This window comes from Arthrobacter sp. TWP1-1 (assembly GCF_049897845.1).
GTDB lineage: Bacteria > Actinomycetota > Actinomycetes > Actinomycetales > Micrococcaceae > Specibacter.
In genome coordinates, this window is record NZ_JAFCXC010000005.1 from 161,096 (window position 1) to 180,118 (window position 19,023).

At 60.3% G+C, this 19,023-nt stretch carries 18 protein-coding genes; 16 read left to right on the top strand and 2 right to left on the bottom strand.

The features are described 5' to 3' along the window. Nucleotide 1: 1 nt before the first annotated feature. The 6 genes from ACP7B9_RS11190 (at nucleotide 2) to ACP7B9_RS11215 (ending at nucleotide 6,266) form a co-directional block, all read left to right on the top strand. Nucleotides 2-2,143: a biotin carboxylase N-terminal domain-containing protein gene (locus tag ACP7B9_RS11190; protein WP_425863365.1), complete on the top strand. Its 2,142-nt coding sequence runs from the start codon at nucleotides 2-4 to the stop codon at nucleotides 2,141-2,143. Nucleotide 2,144: 1 nt separating this feature from the next. Next, nucleotides 2,145-3,308, top strand: coding sequence for an acyl-CoA dehydrogenase family protein (locus tag ACP7B9_RS11195; protein WP_425863366.1), 1,164 nt, complete (start codon nucleotides 2,145-2,147; stop codon nucleotides 3,306-3,308). A 22-nt stretch (nucleotides 3,309-3,330) separates the two neighbouring features. Next, complete coding sequence (locus ACP7B9_RS11200) at nucleotides 3,331-4,146, top strand: CoA transferase subunit A (RefSeq protein ID WP_425863368.1); 816 nt, start codon at nucleotides 3,331-3,333, stop codon at nucleotides 4,144-4,146. Nucleotides 4,147-4,148: 2 nt separating this feature from the next. Next, nucleotides 4,149-4,802, top strand: a complete 654-nt coding sequence (locus tag ACP7B9_RS11205) for a CoA transferase subunit B (protein WP_425863370.1) — start codon at nucleotides 4,149-4,151, stop codon at nucleotides 4,800-4,802. A 147-nt stretch (nucleotides 4,803-4,949) separates the two neighbouring features. Next, nucleotides 4,950-5,408 carry a MaoC family dehydratase gene (locus tag ACP7B9_RS11210; RefSeq protein WP_425863572.1) on the top strand — a complete coding sequence of 153 codons (459 nt, stop codon included), beginning with the start codon at nucleotides 4,950-4,952 and terminating at the stop codon, nucleotides 5,406-5,408. Between the two features lie 48 nt (nucleotides 5,409-5,456). Further along, the gene (locus ACP7B9_RS11215) at nucleotides 5,457-6,266 is read left to right on the top strand and encodes an HpcH/HpaI aldolase/citrate lyase family protein (protein ID WP_425863574.1); all 810 of its coding nucleotides are present in this window, start codon (nucleotides 5,457-5,459) and stop codon (nucleotides 6,264-6,266) included. Between the two features lie 150 nt (nucleotides 6,267-6,416). Here the strand turns inward: ACP7B9_RS11215 and ACP7B9_RS11220 are convergent, their stop codons facing one another. Beyond that, nucleotides 6,417-6,992 (bottom strand): NADPH-dependent FMN reductase, encoded by a 576-nt coding sequence (locus ACP7B9_RS11220; RefSeq protein ID WP_425863372.1) that lies wholly within the window; start codon nucleotides 6,990-6,992, stop codon nucleotides 6,417-6,419. Nucleotides 6,993-7,121: 129 nt separating this feature from the next. Between ACP7B9_RS11220 and ACP7B9_RS11225 the strand changes: the two genes are divergently transcribed. The 4 genes from ACP7B9_RS11225 to ACP7B9_RS11240 all read left to right on the top strand — a co-directional run bounded on the left by ACP7B9_RS11225 (nucleotide 7,122) and on the right by ACP7B9_RS11240 (nucleotide 11,375). Then, nucleotides 7,122-7,619, top strand: a complete 498-nt coding sequence (locus ACP7B9_RS11225; protein ID WP_425863374.1) for a MarR family winged helix-turn-helix transcriptional regulator — start codon at nucleotides 7,122-7,124, stop codon at nucleotides 7,617-7,619. A gap of 42 nt (nucleotides 7,620-7,661) precedes the next feature. Then, on the top strand, nucleotides 7,662-8,876 hold the full coding sequence (gene dxr / locus ACP7B9_RS11230; RefSeq protein ID WP_425863376.1) for a 1-deoxy-D-xylulose-5-phosphate reductoisomerase: 1,215 nt from the start codon (nucleotides 7,662-7,664) through the stop codon (nucleotides 8,874-8,876). A 39-nt stretch (nucleotides 8,877-8,915) separates the two neighbouring features. Continuing rightward, nucleotides 8,916-10,247, top strand: coding sequence for a M50 family metallopeptidase (locus tag ACP7B9_RS11235; protein ID WP_425863576.1), 1,332 nt, complete (start codon nucleotides 8,916-8,918; stop codon nucleotides 10,245-10,247). A gap of 90 nt (nucleotides 10,248-10,337) precedes the next feature. After that, nucleotides 10,338-11,375, top strand: coding sequence for a LacI family DNA-binding transcriptional regulator (locus tag ACP7B9_RS11240; RefSeq protein WP_425863378.1), 1,038 nt, complete (start codon nucleotides 10,338-10,340; stop codon nucleotides 11,373-11,375). A gap of 3 nt (nucleotides 11,376-11,378) precedes the next feature. Here the strand turns inward: ACP7B9_RS11240 and ACP7B9_RS11245 are convergent, their stop codons facing one another. Further along, nucleotides 11,379-13,019 (bottom strand): GH32 C-terminal domain-containing protein, encoded by a 1,641-nt coding sequence (locus tag ACP7B9_RS11245; RefSeq protein WP_425863380.1) that lies wholly within the window; start codon nucleotides 13,017-13,019, stop codon nucleotides 11,379-11,381. Between the two features lie 326 nt (nucleotides 13,020-13,345). On the opposite strand from ACP7B9_RS11245, the gene ACP7B9_RS11250 reads away from it, so the two are divergent. From ACP7B9_RS11250 to ACP7B9_RS11275, 6 genes are all read left to right on the top strand, one after another. Then, nucleotides 13,346-14,926: a glycoside hydrolase family 68 protein gene (locus ACP7B9_RS11250; protein WP_425863382.1), complete on the top strand. Its 1,581-nt coding sequence runs from the start codon at nucleotides 13,346-13,348 to the stop codon at nucleotides 14,924-14,926. Nucleotides 14,927-15,142: 216 nt separating this feature from the next. Further along, the gene (locus ACP7B9_RS11255) at nucleotides 15,143-15,766 is read left to right on the top strand and encodes a MarR family transcriptional regulator (RefSeq protein WP_425863383.1); all 624 of its coding nucleotides are present in this window, start codon (nucleotides 15,143-15,145) and stop codon (nucleotides 15,764-15,766) included. Nucleotides 15,767-15,894: 128 nt separating this feature from the next. Further along, nucleotides 15,895-16,437, top strand: coding sequence for a hypothetical protein (locus tag ACP7B9_RS11260; protein WP_425863385.1), 543 nt, complete (start codon nucleotides 15,895-15,897; stop codon nucleotides 16,435-16,437). Nucleotides 16,438-16,441: 4 nt separating this feature from the next. Further along, the gene (locus ACP7B9_RS11265) at nucleotides 16,442-16,735 is read left to right on the top strand and encodes a YciI family protein (RefSeq protein ID WP_425863387.1); all 294 of its coding nucleotides are present in this window, start codon (nucleotides 16,442-16,444) and stop codon (nucleotides 16,733-16,735) included. Nucleotides 16,736-16,864: 129 nt separating this feature from the next. Then, the gene (ispG, locus tag ACP7B9_RS11270; protein ID WP_425863578.1) at nucleotides 16,865-18,031 is read left to right on the top strand and encodes a flavodoxin-dependent (E)-4-hydroxy-3-methylbut-2-enyl-diphosphate synthase; all 1,167 of its coding nucleotides are present in this window, start codon (nucleotides 16,865-16,867) and stop codon (nucleotides 18,029-18,031) included. Continuing rightward, nucleotides 17,988-18,881: a GNAT family N-acetyltransferase gene (locus tag ACP7B9_RS11275; protein WP_425863388.1), complete on the top strand. Its 894-nt coding sequence runs from the start codon at nucleotides 17,988-17,990 to the stop codon at nucleotides 18,879-18,881. The genes ispG and ACP7B9_RS11275 overlap by 44 nt, the downstream gene beginning before the upstream one ends. Nucleotides 18,882-19,023: the final 142 nt, after the last annotated feature.

The window sequence follows — 19,023 nt, forward strand, 5'->3', positions numbered from 1 at the left end:
CATGACTTCCGCTTCAGAGAGTGCGCCGGTTGAGCCGGCGCCATTCACCACCGTCCTGGTGGCCAACCGCGGTGAAATTGCCTGCCGCGTTATTCGCACGCTTCGCGCCCAAGGCATCCGCTCGGTGGCCGTCTATTCAATGGCCGACGCCGGAGCCCGCCACGTGCGCGAGGCCGACGTTGCGCTGTGCATAGGTCCGGCAGCCGCGTCCGAAAGCTACCTCAATATCGACGCCGTGATTGCCGCGTGCCGTGAATCCGGGGCCCAGGCTGTCCATCCCGGGTATGGTTTCCTGTCCGAGAACCTCGACTTTGCCCAGGCCCTCGCCGCTGCCGGGATTACCTTCATTGGCCCCAACATTGAGGCCCTGAATGTCATGGGCGACAAGATCCGGTCCAAGAACCACGTCAGCGCCGCAGGGGTGCCCGTGGTGCCTGGTATTTCAGAACCGGGACTTACGGATGCAGATTTGATGGTTGCCGCGGAGGGCATCGGCTATCCGCTGTTGATCAAGCCATCGGCTGGTGGTGGCGGCAAGGGTATGCATAGTGTGTTCTCCCCGGAGGACTTGCCGGCGACCTTGGCCACGGCCCGCCGGGTCGCGGCGGCAGCCTTTGGCGATGACACCTTGTTTTTGGAACGCCTCGTCGCCAACCCCCGCCACATTGAGGTGCAGATCCTCGCCGACAACTTTGGAAACGTCGTTCATCTGGGGGAGCGCGAATGTTCCTTGCAGCGCCGCCACCAGAAGGTCATCGAGGAGGCGCCCTCACCACTGCTTTCTTCCCTCGATGATGGAGAGTCCACCAGGGAGCGCATCGGTGCAGCGGCGTGTGCGGCGGCGGCCAGTGTGAACTACACAGGAGCTGGAACCGTTGAGTTCCTTGTCTCCAACGACAACCCCGGCGAGTTCTTCTTCATGGAGATGAACACCCGTCTGCAGGTGGAACACCCCGTCACCGAAATGGTGGCTCGCGTGCGCGGGGAAGCCCTGGACCTCGTGCAGTGGCAAGTGCGCATTGCCGCCGGGCAGAAGCTCACCTTCTCCCAGCAGGACGTCAGCCTAGAAGGGCACGCCGTCGAGGCGCGTGTATATGCAGAGAGTCCGGCCGATGGATTCCTCCCCGCCACCGGGACCGTTGCGGTGCTGGATGAATCCGTTGGGTTGGGTCCCGGAGTCCGCGTCGACAGCTCCCTGATGCGGGGGCTGGAAATCTCGGCCAACTACGACCCCATGCTCTCCAAGGTCATCGCCTGGGGCCACGACAGGCAGGAAGCACTCGATCGCCTGGACGCTGCCCTGTGTGACTATGTTGTGCTGGGCGTCCCCACCAACGTTGAATACCTACGCCTGCTCTTAGGTGATCCCGACGTCCAAGCCGGCAACCTCGACACCAATTTGATCGAACGCAAACTCCCGGACATGACCTTTCGCGCGACGGGGGCCGCCGAGTATGCCGCGGCCGCCCTGGTTGCACGTTCCCCGCTGGTCGAGCTTGGGGTCACGGGTGCACCGCTGGTCGAGCTTGTCGAGACCGTGGCTTACCCGGATCCTCCGCCACTTCGACCGTGGCAAAGGACCGACAACTGGCGCATCGGCGATCCCGCGCCCTGGCGCATGACGTTTGCGGCGCCTGGCCGCACCGGGGTGGTGACGGTCAGCGGCACGGGGGCCAACAGCGCTGCGGAAAGTCCCGACGTCGTAAGCGTCAGCGGACTGGGGGCGGGGAACCAGGATGTGCACGCGTCGATGGACGGCTACAACGTGGGCATGGCCGGGGACACCGTGTTCCTTGGCAGCGGTGGATTCAGTGTCGCGCTGCAGCGTTTGGATCGTGACGAAGCCATCGCGCGAATGCTGGCCGGTCTGGAGCGGAAGGATGCGGCGGCGGATCCGCAGCTGCGCAGCCCCATGCCGGGCACCGTGACCATGGTCAGTGCCGCCACGGGGGACAGGGTTGAGGTGGGTGCCGTGATCCTTGCCGTGGAGGCCATGAAGATGGAGCACCAGCTTGTGGCGACGATCGCCGGGACCGTGCACGTTCACGTAGCGGTCGGCGCCCTGGTCAAGGCTGATCAGGTGGTGGCCCATGTGGTCCCGGATGAACCGAACAATTCAACAACAAGCCCTGAAGGGGAATGACGTGCCAAATTTTGAGCTCAACGACGAGTACCAGGACCTCAGCGACATGGTGCGGGACTTTGCCGACAACGTGGTGGCCCCGGTCTCGGCCAAGCACGACGAGGATCACAGCTTCCCCTATGAGGTTGTGGCGCAGATGGGGGAGCTGGGACTCTTCGGGCTGCCCTTCCCCGAAGAATTTAGTGGCATGGGCGGGGACTACTTTGCACTCTCACTGGCCCTGGAGCAGCTGGGGAGGGTAGACCAATCGGTGGCCATCACGCTGGAGGCGGGCGTCTCCCTCGGGGCCATGCCCGTATACAGATTTGGCACGGATGCTCAAAAAGAGACATGGCTGCCGGCCCTGACCTCCGGGGAAGCGCTCGCAGGCTTTGGCCTGACCGAACCCGACGCCGGATCGGACGCCGGGGGCACCACCACCAAAGCGCGGCTGGAGAATGGTGAATGGGTCATCGACGGCAGCAAACAGTTCATCACCAACTCCGGCACGTCCATTACAAAGTTTGTGACTGTCACGGCCGTCACGGGTACTTCCGAGCGCAAGGACGGCTCGGTGAAGAAGGAGATCTCCACCATCCTTGTGCCCAATGGGACACCCGGCTTCACGGTGGAGAAGCCGTATAACAAGGTGGGTTGGAACGCCTCTGACACGCATCCGTTGAACTTCGCCAATGCTCGCGTGCCGGAGGAGAATCTGCTGGGTGAGCGCGGCCGGGGCTACGCCAACTTCCTGTCCATCCTGGATGAGGGACGGATTGCGATCGCAGCCCTTGCCACCGGTGCTGCCCAGGGGTGTGTCGATGAGGCCACCCGCTATGCCAAGGAACGCAGCGCCTTCGGTCACAACATAGGCCACTACCAAGGCATCTCCTTCAAGATTGCCCGCATGCAGTCCCGCGCGCACGTGGCCCGCCTGGCCTACTATGACGCCGCGGCGCGCATGTTGGCCGGCAAGTCCTTCAAGACCGAGGCGGCCATCGCTAAGATGGTCGCAAGTGAAGCCGCCATGGATAATGCGAGGGATGCCACGCAGGTCTTTGGCGGTTACGGTTTCATCAACGAGTTCTCTGTGGCGCGCCACTACCGTGACTCGAAGATTTTGGAGGTAGGGGAAGGCACTACGGAAGTGCAACTGATGCTCATCGCCCGCGAACTGGGCTTGTAAAAGAAGCGAAAGGCACCATCACATGATCAACAAAGTCGTTGCATCGTCCGCCGCCGCCATCCATGACATTCACCAGGGTGCCTCCCTCGCCGTCGGAGGTTTTGGCCTGTGCGGCATCCCCGTGGCACTCATTCAGGCCCTGCATGACGCCGGCACCTCAGGACTGGAGACCATCTCCAATAACTGCGGTGTAGACGACTGGGGACTAGGGATACTGCTCCGCGACGGTCGAATCCGCCGCACCATCTCCTCCTATGTGGGCGAGAACAAGGAATTTGCGCGGCAGTTCCTGGCCGGTGAGCTGGAAGTTGAACTCACTCCGCAGGGAACGCTTGCCGAGAAGTTGCGCGCAGGCGGTGCTGGCATCCCGGCTTTCTACACTGCGGCAGGTGTTGGCACCCAGGTTTCCGACGGTGGCCTTCCGCGCAAGTACGACGGCGCAGGGGGCGTTGCGATTGCCTCGCCACCGAAGGAAGTCCGCACCTTTGGTAACGCAGACTTCGTGCTGGAGGAATCGCTGACCCCGGACTTTGCACTGGTCCACGCATGGAAGGGCGATCGCCACGGCAACTTGGTCTTCCATGCCACAGCCATGAACTTCAATCCGCTATGCGCCATGGCCGGGCGCATCACGATCGCCGAGGTGGAAGAACTCGTGGAGCCCGGCGAGCTGGATCCTGAGTGCATCCACGTGCCCGGCATCTTCGTCCAACGGGTTGTTCATATTCCGGCCGGGACACCGGGTAGTGAGAAGCGCATTGAAAAGCGCACTGTTTCGGTGGAGCCGCTGGTCGAGCTTGTCGAGACCCAGGCATCCAACACGGTAAAGGAAGCGTAATCATGGCACTAACACGCAATGAGCTGGCGGCACGGGTGGCACGGGAACTGCATAACGGGCAGTACGTGAACCTGGGGATCGGCATGCCAACCCTGATACCAAATTTCATTCCCAGCACGGTGGAAGTAGTGCTGCACTCGGAGAACGGGCTCCTTGGCATTGGACCCTATCCTTTGGATGCCGATGTTGACCCGGACCTCATCAATGCTGGTAAGGAAACCGTCACCGCGAACAAGGGGGCCTCGTACTTTGATTCGGCGCTGTCATTCGGCATGGTCCGCGGGGGGCACATCGATGTTGCAGTCCTCGGCGCCATGCAAGTAGCCGCCAATGGCGACCTGGCCAACTGGATGATCCCGGGCAAGATGGTCAAGGGCATGGGTGGGGCCATGGACCTGGTGTTCGGGGCCAAGAAGGTCATTGTCATGATGGAACATGTAGACAAGTCCGGGGCACCGAAGATCGTTGCGGAGTGTAGCCTGCCCTTGACAGGAAAACGCTGTGTGGATTTGATTGTCACCGACATGGCCGTCATTGAAGTCACCCCGGACGGGCTGGTTCTGAAGGAACTGGCACCGGGAGTCACCGTTGAACAGATCGTGGCCGCAACGGGTGCCCCGCTGAACCTGGAGATGCATGATGTGGACAACGTATGAGTAGGGCACGCATGAGTAGGGGCACGTATGAATGAGGGACACGCCGGCTGGCCCAAGGACCAACCCTCGCCAACCGTCGTCGAGCCTGTCTCGGTGGTCGAGCCTGTCGAGACCCCGGCCGAGACCCAGGCCGGACCGCGGGTGGTCATGCAGCGCGGACTGTTCTTTGAGGAACTGGAGATCGGGGTGCTGTATCAGCACCGGCCCGGGCGCACCATGACCGAGACCGACAATGTCCTGTTCACCACCATGACCATGAATACGCAGGCCCTGCACCTCGACGCCGCATGGAGTGAAGGGCAACCGTTTGGGCAGCGCCTCATGAACTCCATGTTCACTCTGGCCACCATGGTGGGCCAATCAGTAGCGCAGCTGACGCAAGGGACCATCGTGGCGCAGCTTGGCATGGGGGAGATTTCCTTCCCGCACCCACTCTTCCATGGCGACACCCTGTACACGGAGACCGTCGTGACAGAGAAGCGGCTCTCTGCCTCCCGGCCCGGCCAAGGGATCGTGACCATGGAACACACCGGACGCAACCAGTCCGGCGTCGTGGTTGGAAAAGCCAGCAGGACAGCACTATTTTGGCTTAAGCCGACCGACTAGAACAGCAACTCAAGGGAGCACACAACTTTGCGCAAAACAGAAGTCACCATGGGGCCGGCGCTGCTGTTCGCGCCCGCAGATCGGCCCGAGAGATTCATCAAGGCTGCGGAGCGCTCCGATACCGTGATCATCGATTTGGAAGATGCCGTTGCGCACGAGGCCAAGGCTGAGGCGCGCGAGAACATGGTCAAGAGCGGGCTTAACCCGGCGTCCACCATGGTGCGGATCAACGCCTTGAACACCAAGGATGCTCGTCTTGATCTTGCTGCCGTGGACCGCAGCAAGTTCGACACCATCATGATTGCCAAGGCCTCCGACGTCGATTCCATCGCGGCGCTTACACGCTACAAGGTGGTCGTGCTGTGTGAGACCGCTGCGGGTATCTTGGCCGCGCCCAGACTTGCCAAACTGTCCAATGTGGTGGCCTTGATGTGGGGAGCCGAAGACCTCGTGGCTTCGCTGGGCGGGACCTCAAGCCGATTCACCACGGGACCCTATGCCGGGACCTACCGCGCCGTGGCCATGCAGGCGCGCTCGCAGCTGTTGTTGGCGGCGGGCGCTGCCGGCAAGCCGGCCATCGATTCCATCTACGCGGACTTCGCCGATCTGGACGGGCTGGCGCAGGAAGCGGACGACGCCGTCGCTAGCGGCTTTGGCGCCAAGGCCTGTATTCACCCCTCGCAGGTTGCCGTTGTTCGGGACGCCTACCGTCCTAGCGATTCCGAGGTGGCCGCGGCCAGGGAATTGTTGGCGGCCGCTGAAGAGGCCGGAACGGGTGTTTTTGCTTTCAAGGGCAAGATGGTCGACGGACCCATCCTCCTGCACGCAAAGAAAATAATCACCCGCTCAACTCTCTAACCCAAACGCCGCACCACTTTCAGGGGTTTAACCCATTACGCTCCCGCAATGCATGCGGGAGCGTAATGGGTTAAACCCCCCCCAAAGGTGATGCGGAGTTTAGTAAAAATAGCCGGAAAGTGATGCGGCGTTGGGTCTGAAGCGTGGTGCTTAGACGGCAGCCAAGGACTCTTCGCGCACAGACTTCAGGGCGTGGGTCCAAGAAACGAGCTGATCCAACATCGGAGCAACCGAGGCGGCCTGCAGTTCGGTGGGCTTGAAGGTGGAGAAATTCTCGAAGTCGGTGAACAAGGAGAACATGCCCGTCTTCTGCACGTGGGCAACCTGGAGCTCGGAAAGGATGCCGCGAAGGTGCTCGATGGCGCGGACACCGAAGGCCGAGCCGTAGCCAACCATGCCGGCAGCCTTGTTATTGAACTCAACGTTCAAGTAGGAGATGGCGTTGGCCAAAGCCGGCTGAACCGAGTGGTTGTATTCGCCGGTGATGAAGACATAGCCGTCGAATTCGGCGATCTTGGCGGAGAAAGCCTTGGTGTGGTCGTTCTGGTAGTTCTGGTAACCGGCCGGGTAGGCCTCATCCAGAACCGGCAGGTTGAAGTCCGCGATGTCTACCAATTCGTAGTCGGCATCTCCGCGCAGCTGAGCCTGGGCCAAAACCCACTCTGCAACGCCTGCGTTGATACGGCCGGGGCGGGTTGAACCGGTGACAATGGCGATCTTAGTCATGTGTTTCTCCTTGAGATGGGGCGACCCGCAACCTTGAGTAGATGACGTGTCAACTAAAACTTGATGTTTCTATCCTGCATCAGACATACTTGATATGTCAACTACTTAACTTTTTGTTCGCGAGGAACCATGAATACGTCGGAACCCACCGCAGCTGCACGCGCCGAGCCGCGATGGCTCACAGCCAAGGAACGCCAGTTATGGCTGGCACTTGTCGAGTTCACTAACGGACTTCCCCGTGCAATCGACCGGCAGCTGAGTCAGGATTCAGAAGTTTCCGGCGTTGAATATTCAGTTCTGGCAGCGGTCTCCGAGGCGTCCCCAGACGGTGTGCGGTCCAGTGACTTGGCTGCACAACTGCAATGGGAGCGGTCGCGGGTATCGCACCTGCTGCGCCGCATGGAAGCGCGGGGGCTGATCGGCAGGTGTGCCGCCAGCGCTGACGGTCGAGGCCAGGAAATTTCGCTCACCGAGGAGGGCTGGGCCACGATCCGAGGCGCTGCCCCAGGTCATGTAGGGATGGTTCGCGAGACAATTTTCGATCCCATCAGCGTTACCCAGCAGGACCAGCTACTCAGCGCCATCGGCAGCATCCGCGAAGCCTTCAAAGAGCGTGGGCTCTGGTGACCGGGTAGGGGGCCGGGCCGCAAGTACGGAATACTTGCACTTATGGCGAATCGTAAAGTGATCATCCTCGGCTCCACCGGTTCCATCGGCACTCAGGCGATTGACGTCGTCGAGCATGCCACGCTGGAAGACGGCGGTCCACGCTTCACCGTGACGGCCCTCAGTGCTGGCGGCGGAAACTTGGATCTGCTGGCCCGGCAAGCTGTCCAGCTGCAGGTTTTGGCCGTGGGCACAGCCGCGGACGACGCCGGGACCTTGCGTTCGCTGATCGACTCACATGCCGCCGCGGCCGGCTTGGCAGGCTTCGCGCCGGAAATCCTGACCGGCCCGGACGCGTCGACCGTGATCGCGGCGTGGGGGGCGGGAACCCCCGAGGGTGCCGACGTTGTGCTCAACGGCATCACCGGCTCCATCGGCCTGGCACCCACATTGGCTGCCCTTGGCACCACCGCCATTTTGGCGCTGGCCAACAAGGAATCGTTGATCGTCGGCGGGGCCCTCGTCAAGGACGCCGCCTCTCCGGGGCAGTTGGTTCCCGTTGATTCCGAGCACTCCGCGTTGGCCCAGGCCTTGCGCTCAGGTACGCCGGCCGAGGTGGACAAACTCATTGTCACCGCCTCCGGAGGTCCTTTTCGCGGACGCACTCGCGAGGAACTGGCCGATGTCACGCCGGAACAGGCACTTAAGCACCCGACCTGGGACATGGGGCCCATGGTCACTACCAACTCTGCAACCCTTGTCAACAAGGGGCTTGAAGTCATCGAGGCCCACCTCCTTTTCGATGTCCCGCTGGACCGGATTGAAGCCGTAGTCCACCCGCAGTCGGTCGTTCATTCCATGGTGCAGTTCACCGACGGCTCCACCTTGGCACAGGCCTCCCCGCCGGACATGCGCCTGCCCATTGCCTTGGGCCTGGGGTGGCCGGAGCGGGTTCCCGGCGCTGCGCAGCCGTGCGACTGGACCAAGGCAACCACTTGGACGTTTGAGCCGCTGGACAACGTGGCCTTTCCCGCCGTCGAGCTTGCCAAGGATGCGGCTCGGCGGGGGAGCACCTGCCCAGCCGTGTACAACGCGGCCAACGAGGAGGCCGTCCATGCCTTCCATGCCGGACGCATAGGCTTTCTGGATATTGTGGATACCATTGCCCAGGTTCTCAGTGAACACACACCCGGTTCGCAGCTCACGCTCGAGACCGTGCTGGAAGCTGAGACGTGGGCGCGGGCGCGCGCCAACGAGCTGTTGTCCGCCAAAGGCTGAGAATTTCCGCGGCTGAGAATTTCTGAAACGAGAAAGTAAATTGTGACTGTATTGCTTTTTATCGGCGGAGTGGCCTTCGTGGCCATTGGCATCGCCGTGTCCATCGCCTTGCACGAGGTGGGGCACCTGCTGCCTGCGAAACTCTTCAATGTTCGCGTGACGCGCTACATGATCGGCTTCGGTCCAACGGTATGGTCACGTAAAAAGGGCGAAACCGAATATGGCATCAAGGCCATTCCGGCGGGCGGCTACGTTGCCATGATCGGCATGTATCCGCCGAACCCCACGGACGGCAGCGTCCGCCCCTCCAGCACCGGCATGTTCCAGACGCTGGCAACGGAGGCCCGCAGTGTTGCCCACGAAGAGGTGGGTCCCGAGGATTCCGGACGGGTTTTTTACAAACTTCCCGTCTGGAAAAAGATCATCATTATGCTTGGTGGTCCGTTCATGAACCTGCTCATCGGCGTGGTGCTCACGGCCGTTCTGCTCATGGGCTTCGGTTCCGCGCAGGCCACCACAACGCTGTCCGAGGTCAACGCCTGCCAGATCGCTTACGGCGAGCCTGTGCCGAGCGACCTGACGAATTGCACCCCAACTCCAGCTGCCGCTGCCGGCCTGCAACCCGGAGACACCATCAAGTCCTTCGACGGCGTGGCCGTCACCGACTGGGCTGCTTTCACCGAGAGGGTCAGGGCCTCCGCCGGCAAGGATGTCCCGCTGGTGTACGAGCGGGCTGGTCAAACCATCTCCACCACGATCACCCCCGTTCTCACCGCCCGGCCCGTTATCGATTCCAACGGAATCGCCGAGGTTGATGCCACCGGAACTGCCGTCACCGTCCAGGCTGGATTCCTCGGGATCGGCCCCACCGCCGCCATGGTGCGGGAACCGGCGTCGGCAGTGCTGCCTGCCGTCGGGAACAACATCGCCCAGATCGGCGGGGTGGTCTTCCAGCTGCCGCAGAAACTCGTTGGCGTGGCCAAGGCGGCCTTCAGCTCAGAGCCGCGCGATCCCAACGGCCCCATCTCGGTGGTGGGCGTAGGCCGTGTGGCCGGCGAGGTGGCCGCCATGGAGGAGATTCCAGTCAGTTCGCGGGCGGCAACCTTGATCGGTTTGCTGGCCGGCGTGAACCTGGCACTGTTCGTGTTCAACTTGATTCCGCTGCTCCCGCTCGACGGCGGACACGTCCTGGGTGCGCTGTATGAAGGCGCACGCCGTCGCGTGGCCAAGATCTTCAAGCGCCGGGATCCGGGACCCTTCGACATCGCCAAACTGCTGCCGGTTACCTATGTGGTGGCCATTGTCATGATGGGCATGGGCGCACTGTTGATTTATGCGGACATCGTCAAGCCCGTCAACCTCTTCGGCTGAGTCAGGTGGCCTTGAGGCGGACCGTACCGGGAGAGGTCCACGTGCGGTGGCGATGCCATGAATGCGCACCGCAGCTGAATATAATGAAGCATGGACAATAAGGTCGGGGCAGCCGCCCGCGTGGGCATTCGTGACGTTGCGGCGGCGGCCGGAGTTTCGCCCACGACCGTGTCCCATGCGCTGAGCGGGGCTCGCCCGATTAATGATGACACCCGGGCGCGAGTATTGGATGCCGCCGAGCGTTTGGGTTATTCTCCAGACCCGAGAGCACGAGGTCTGCGAAGCGCACGCACCTACACGATTGGGCTGCTCAGCGACACCATTGCGGTGACTCCCTATGCCGGTCTCATGATTAGTGGCGCGCAGGATGCCGCCGGTGAACACCAGAGTGTCCTCATGGTTCTTGACTCACATGCCATCACCGAGCAGGAACAGATGGGCATTCGGACCCTGAAGAATCATCGGGTTGATGGGGTGGTCTATGCGCGCATGTACCACCAGGAGGTCATTGTGCCGCCGGAGCTGGACGATGTCTCGGTGGTGTTGGCCAACGCTTCAACGTCCGACCCGCGTTTCTCCTCGATCGTCCCGGATGAGGTGGGGATCGGTCTGGATGCGACCCGACACCTGACAAGCTTTGGACACCACCGGATTGGTTTCACTACTGTTCCCGAAGCCGTGCCAGCGGCCTGGGGTCGCGAGCGCGGCTATCGTCAGGGGCTGAAGGAAGCGGGAATCACTGTTGATGAATCGCTGATCGTGGCGACCAGTGGCGACGCGGCCGGTGGGCGTGCTGCCGCTCGCCTCCTGTTGGATCGGCCCCACCGCCCCACAGCCATCTTCTGCTTTAACGATGAGGCGGCCATGGGCGTTTACCAAGCGGCCCGGGAACTTGGATTGTCCATCCCGCATGATGTTTCGATTGTTGGTGTAGACGATCTTCAACTGATTTCGCGTGCCCTAGTGCCCATGTTGACCACCATTGCGTTGCCCCACTATGAAATGGGGCGCTGGGCGGTGTCCCAGCTCTTTAGGCACGCTGGTGGGGGACAAACAGACGCCATTCAGAAGCAGCTTCGTTGTACCCTGATTCAGCGCGATTCAGTTGCGCCTCCCTCCAGCCAATAATTCCTAGCGGGTTGGGGCGGCCACGGCCAGCGGATTGAGGGTGGCCGACCGTAGCTGGGTATCGCCACCAAGCGATTCGACACTGAGCTGATGTTGTCCCGGCAACAGGACGGATACCGAACTCAGTGATGCCTCGCCGTCTTGGGCGAAGATCTCTACCGAGGCCGTATCAACAACAACATCAAGGCTGAGCTCGCCATCACGTAGAGGAACCTTTTCGCTACGGATCTGGCGGTAGGCTTCTGGCATCCCGGCGGCGATCGTGTCGGAATCGCGGGCCAAGGACAACGTCTGGTCGTGGAAGTTGTAACTGATCGTGACGAACGATCCATCGGTATCTTCCAACTTCACGCGTGCTTCCTTGGCCGGATGCTCCGCATCCGGTGCCAGGGTCAGGCGCAATCGATAGGCAGCCGTGGTCGGCTGTGGCAAGCTGACGGAGTCGTTCGGCTGAAGCTGCTGTGCATCTGCCTGTTCGGCCCCACCTTCGAGCTCAGCGACGGCGTCGATGGGTTTCGAGTTCAGCTGAGGGTGCCCATCAACAGTGCGCAACGTCAGCTGGCGTACGGTGGACATGCTGCCGCCGGACCAGTCTTCTTTTGGCAGTGCTCCGGCATACGCCCAGTTGTTCATCCAGCCAATCGCATAGCGCTGTGCGAGCGGATTTTCTGCGTTCGGGTCGTCCCAGGTTACGGCCGCGTAGAAATCAGATCCGGCATCGAGCCAGCGGGGGTCATCTTGCTCCGGGACAAAGTTCTTCCCGTCCCATGAGCCGGTCCAGTAGGTGTAGCCGGTGGTACGGCCGGTGCTCTCACCGTTGGCGCTGATTCCCAGCACCCAGGTTGTGCGCTCCGGGTCGCCATCCACGGCCATCTCGAACAAGTCGGGGCATTCAATGACCCCAAGGCCACTACGCTCAAATCCCGACTGATAGGTCCAAGTCTTCAAATTTGGGGAGGTATAAAACCCAACCTTGTTACCCTCGGCCAACAGCATGAGCCACTGAGAGCGTTCTTTGTCCCAGACGATCTTCGGATCACGCCAGGCTTCTGCTCCGGGGTTGTCCATGACCGGGTTTCCTTCGTAGGACCTGAACGAGTAGCCGCCGTCTGTTGAATAGAACAAGGACTGGCGTTGCACTCCATCAACTTGCTGGGTGACCAACGAAATTACGGCATCCTTGCCAAATCCTGCGGTGTTCTGGGTGTCAACCACCGCGCTTCCGGTCCAGATGTCGCCAAGACCGTTGGTGTACTTCTCGATGGCAACGCCCTCGTCTTTCCAATGCACTAGGTCGGTCGAGGTGACGTGATACCAAGATGTGCCGTTTCCCTCCGGGTAATCGGCGTTGTAGAGGTAGTAAAAGTGCCATAGGCCATTGAGGAAAAATGGACGCTGTGGATCGTTCATCCAGTTTTGGGCCGGTGTCAAGTGCGTCGCAGGACGATATTGCGACCAATCGTGCGGCCGCTCAAATTCCTTGGTGTCCGTGGTGGGGGACTGGTTCGCGGGGCGGGGCGTATCTTCCGAGGGCCGCATGAGCACCAGGGTTGTGATCGCACCGAGAACCAGCACCAGAGTCACGGCACAGATCATGGCTATAGCGAAGAAGGATAACGGGAAGCGGCGTCGTGAAATCGGCATAGGTCTTTCGGAGGCATTGATCTTTCGGGGGATGAGTGCAGAAACTCCACCAGTGGACGGCAGAGCTTCTGCTTCGTCGCAAAAATGTGGGGAGAGAACGTGCATCACTTCGAGTGACCAGAAACCACGGTAACTGACAATCAAAACGTTTTGCCAACAAATGTGACAAAGATTCCAAAACGTTTTGGTAGCAATGTGATTTATGTTCCAAATCGTTTTGCAAACCTTGACTTAACCTGTGAATCTGCTTAGTTTTGCCTGTGGAGAGAACGTGCAACCTGTTTGAGTAACTGTCAGATTCCTAATCGAACCAAAGGTAAACGATCGTGAAAAAGACACGCACCATGAGCAGCCGGCTGGTCGCCATACTCGGCTTGGGGGCACTCAGTGCCACCCTGGTCGCTGGACCAGCACTAGCCACAACGGACGTTGTTCCGGGCTACCCGGCACCAACCGAACACACGCAAGAGGCGTACAGCCCCCTCGATGACTTCACTGCACGGTGGACTCGCGCCGACGCCAAGCAGATGAAGGCCATGTCCGATCCGACGGCCGGCTCGCGGGAGAACTCCATGCCCGAGGAGTACACCATGCCGACGGTTTCTCAGGACTTCCCCGACATGAGTAACGAAGAGGTCTGGGTCTGGGATACCTGGCCACTGGTCGACGAAGCCGCTAACCAGTACAGCGTCAATGGGCAAGAGATCATCTTCTCGCTGGTTGCCGATCGCTCGTTGGGCTTCGATGAGCGTCACCAGTATGCGCGCATCGGCTACTTCTACCGTCCCGCAGGTGTTCCTGCCGATGAGCGTCCCGAAAACGGCGGCTGGACCTACGGCGGTCAGGTCTTCGATGAAGGCGTCACCGGCAAGATCTTTGAGGATCAGTCCTACAGCCACCAGACCCAGTGGTCCGGTTCGGCACGCGTCACCAAAAACGGTGAAATCAAGCTGTTCTTCACCGACGTTGCGTTCTACCGCGACGCCGCTGGCAATGACATCAAGGCCTATGACCCGCGTATCGCACTGAGTGTAGGGCACGTACATGCCAATAAGAATGGCGTGAAGTTCACCGGTTTCGACAAGGTCACTGACCTGCTGCAGGCCGACGGCAAGCTCTACCAGAACGCTGAGCAGAACCAGTTCTTCAACTTCCGTGACCCGTTCACTTTTGAGGACCCGGCCCACCCGGGCGAGACCTACATGGTCTTCGAAGGCAACACCGCTCAAAAGCGTGACCAAGCCCAGTGCACCGCCGAAGACCTCGGCTACCGCGAGGGCGAGACCAACGGCGAAACCGTCGCCGAGGTCAACGCATCCGGTGCAACGTACCAGATCGGTAACGTGGGTCTGGCCCGTGCAACTAACAAGGAGCTGACCAAGTGGGAGTTCCTGCCACCGATCTTGTCGGCAAATTGTGTCACCGACCAGACCGAGCGTCCGCAGATCTACATGAAGGACGGGAAATACTACCTTTTCACCATTAGCCACCGCTCAACCTTCGCTGCTGGCATCGACGGCCCGGAAGGTGTGTACGGCTTTGTTGGTGACGGCATCCGCAGCGACTACCAGCCGTTGAACCGCGGTTCGGGCTTGGCCCTGGGTAGCCCCACCAACCTGAACTTTGCTGCCGGTACGCCGTTTGCTCCGGACTACAACCAGCACCCGGGACAGTTCCAGGCATACTCGCACTACGTGATGCCTAACGGTCTGGTGCAGTCGTTCATCGACACCATCGGAACCTCGGACAACTTCGTGCGTGGCGGTACCCTCGGCCCGACCGTTCGCCTAAATATTGAAGGCGCATCGGCTACTGTTGACCGCTCCTACGGCAATCTTGGACTCGGTGGCTGGGCGGACATCCCTTCGAACCGTGAGCTCAAGATCAACAACGGTGTAGCTAAATAATTAGCGTAATCCGCATTCGGAATTACTGAGCTGACAAAAACGGTCGGTGTACCTTCATCACAAGTGAAGGTGCATCGACCGTTTTGTTAACCCTGAAAGTTTGACGGTCCTCAGCGATTCAAGTGCGGCGGGGTGCGGAACCTAGCCATACCCCACGTTGAAGATTGTCATCCAAAAATAGTTGATTACTCAAGATCAGTGGAATATGGTTGTTATATGTTTGTGCTGACAATCGACCAACGGGGTAGTCGTACCCACGGTGACAAGGTTCCTCATCTGTTGACGGTTCTGGCAGGTGTCGAGACTGTTGTGCGCTTCGAACGGTCCGTGGGCGATGAAGTCCAGGGCGTCATAGACGACCCAATCGCCGTTGTTGATGCGGTAGCAAGAGTGTTGCGAGAACGTGATTGGTACATCGGCATTGGAATTGGATCGGTTGAACTTCCCCTTCCATCAAGTTCCCGTGAAGGGGCGGGAGATGCCTTCATTGCCGCGCGTGAGGCGGTCGATGCCGCGAAGAAGACCGGGGAGCGTGTACCGGTTACTGTAAGGACCGCGACAGCTTCGGAATGGGCGAACGCCGCGGAGGCGGTTCTTGTCCTCTTCGGGGACGTGGTCCGGCGGCGATCCGAGGCCGAATGGCGCGTTCTTGATGCGCTCAATGCGTCGCCGAATGCCACGCAAAAAGTCGTCGCCGTCCACTTGGGAATCACTCCGCAGGCCGTCAGTAAGGCGATCGTGCGTTCCGGGCGCCTGGAAGAAATCAATGGTCGCAGGGCTGCGTCGCTCCTATTGGAACAGGTAGAGCTGGGACACGTCGAGGGAACCACTAGCGTTTGATCGTGTCTTGCACGGCTTTCAAAGCATTCAAAGAACTGCTGCCGCCGAATGTCACCCCCGGCCGTTAGTGTGAACATCACAGCTATCCCGGCAGCTGCGGCGCAGAATTGTTGGGGCAAGGAGGTTCCATGGATGTAATTTGGATCGCCACGGCACTTGTCGTGGCAGTGGTTGGCGGCTGGCCGGTGACGGCCGGCATCCTCAAATTTGCCAAGTCCAAAACCGTCCGGGCTGTGGATGCAGCGGAATTGGGCGAGAGCTCAGGGCTCGTCCAGGATCCCGAGCCGGGAGCGGAAGCTGCGGTAAGTATCGACGCAGCGGGGGAGCCGGCGTCGGACGTTCCAAGTGACGATATTCCAAGCGACGACATTCCCTTGGAAAACGAACCCGAAAATGCCTCGTCTGAGACGCCGGTGCAGCAGCCCAAAGTGGAAGTCCTGCGCGGGGGCCTGCTCATTGGTTTCCTTGAACGCGCAGCGGTCGCCGTGGCTATTTTGGCGGGACAGCCTGTCGCGATTGCCTACGTAGTGGCCATCAAGGGTCTCGGTCGGTATCCGGAATTGAAGGACACACCGGCGGCTAGCGAGCGGTTTATTATTGGCACACTGGCCTCAATGTTGTGGTCTGCCAGTGTTGCGGTCCTCACAAAAACCCTGCTGCCTATAGGCTAAGCCCATGTCTATTTTTGCCGTTGAATACGTTTATGGTCCGGAAGCTGAAGCAGCACGAAACGAACACCGTCCCCAGCACCGCGAATGGCTCGCCGCATTGGCCGAGTCTGAAATCTTGCTAGCCTCTGGCCCGTATGCCGACGGAGCGGGCGCATTGCTGATTTTCCGGGGCGATGACGAGGCCGCGATTCAGGAACTCGTAGCCCAAGATCCCATGACCGTCGGCGGCGGGGTTACAGGCCTGAAGATTTCGGGCTGGAACCCGGTCATCGGCCAACTCAGCCGCTACGTGGCCTAGACCTCATTTGTCCTCGTAGGCGCGGGATCGAGCCTACAATCAAGGGTAGATACTGCGAGATTCCTTAGTCGTGCCACAAGCCGGTGCAACTGCCGCAATATTTGATAGATGAACTTCAAGGAGCACATTTTGACCTCGGTCAGTCTAGGCATGCCGCCATTGCCACCACCCGTTCTCACCCCTCGGCGCAAAACCCGGCAGATCAAGGTCGGCCCGGTTGGCGTTGGTTCGGACTCGCCCATCAGCGTGCAGTCCATGACCACCACCAAAACCACCGACATCAATGCCACGCTGCAGCAGATTGCGGAGCTGACAGCGTCTGGTTGCGACATTGTGCGAGTGGCCTGCCCGGCACAAGATGACGCCGATGCGTTGCCTATCATTGCCCGCAAGTCGCAGATTCCTGTCATCGCAGACATTCATTTTCAGCCCAAGTATGTTTTTGCTGCCATCGAAGCTGGCTGTGCTGCTGTGCGTGTGAACCCGGGAAACATCCGTAAGTTTGATGACCAGGTCAAGGAAATTGCTCGGGCCGCCAAGGATCATGGCACCTCTATCCGTATCGGTGTCAACGCCGGTTCGTTGGAGCCTGGCATCATGAAAAAGTACGGCAAGGCAACACCTGAGGCATTGGTGGAATCAGCCATCTGGGAAGCGTCCTTGTTTGAGGAACACGGCTTCCACGATTTCAAGATCTCCGTCAAGCACAATGACCCCGTCATCATGGTTGCCGCCTATGAGATGCTCGCCGAGCAGGGCGATTGGCCCCTGCACCTCGGCGTCACCGAGGCCGGCCCCGCATTCCAGGGCACCATCAAGTCCGCCGTGGCGTTTGGTGCACTTCTCTCCAAGGGGATTGGTGACACCATCCGTGTTTCCCTCTCCGCACCGCCGGTTGAGGAAATCAAGGTCGGCAACCAGATTCTGCAGTCCCTGAACCTGCGCCCGCGCAAGTTGGAAATTGTTTCCTGCCCCTCCTGTGGCCGCGCCCAGGTGGATGTGTACAAGCTGGCCGAAGAAGTAACTGCCGGTCTTGAAGGCATGGAAGTGCCGTTGCGTGTTGCCGTCATGGGTTGCGTTGTCAACGGTCCCGGTGAGGCCCGCGAGGCTGATCTGGGTGTGGCTTCCGGCAATGGCAAGGGCCAGATCTTCGTGAAGGGAGAAGTCATTAAGACCGTTCCCGAGGATCAAATTGTTGAGACACTCATTGAAGAAGCAATGAAACTCGCCGAACAGATGGAGTCCGACGCGGATGACACGACTGTCCAGGGTGGCCCCGTGGTTAGCGTTTCCTAAGGGAACGCACCACGAACCGGTGCGCGTTCTTGTCCACCAGGACACGGACGCGCTCCGGGCCTTGATCGCGCGCGATCGCGTGGCGAACGTCTTTGTCGACTCTCTTGTCAGTGAAAACAACAGCGCCGTGCCAGCGTTTCCAGGGTCCATCATGTTGGGTTTTTTTGAGGACGACGGCGTGACGCTGGCGGCCGCGTGTTGGGTCGGTTCCAACGTGGTTCCCATTGAGGCGGACGCGGATCATGCCACCTATTTTGGGCAATGGATCGTTGCCCACTGGCGACCTCATGCCTCCATTTTTGGGCCGGCCGAAGCTACCTTGGCCTTGATGGATGTGCTGCATAAGGCAGGCATCCAGGCTCAGGAAATACGTGCTAATCAACCGCTGTTGACCATTTCCGGCCAGCCTCTGATCGAAGCAAATCCTTCCCTTGGCGTCAGCGAGACGGACCAGTTCGGCGAGATCCTCGTCGCTGCTGCCGCCATGTTTGAGGAGGAAGTTGGCTATTCGCCATTTCTGGGCGGCGAAGGGAATTACCGCCGCCGCGTTGCCTGGCTGATCAATCATGGCTATTCCTTCAGCCACAACGAGCCCCGTGGCGAAGTCATCTTCAAGGCGGATCTGGGCGCCGTCACTCGGTATGCAACGCAGGTGCAGGGCGTCTGGATGAATCCTCGTTACCGAAGCCAAGGCTTGAGCGCTGGTTATATGGCGGCCGTCGTCCTTCTGTCCCGAGCCCATGCGCCAGTCACGAGCCTGTACGTCAACGATTACAACACCCGGGCGCGGGCGCTCTACGACCACGTGGGTTTCGAACAGGTCGGCACGTTCGCCACCGTCCTGTTCTAGAACACAGCCCCTCCCGCTGCTCCCACAGTCCGGCCGCCGGTGTTTCTGCGTTGACCCGTCAGATAATGCCGTTTTGGCGGGCCATAGCGGCATTATCTGACGGGTCGACAGTTCGGTGAGGCAGGGGAGTGCCCGGCGAGCG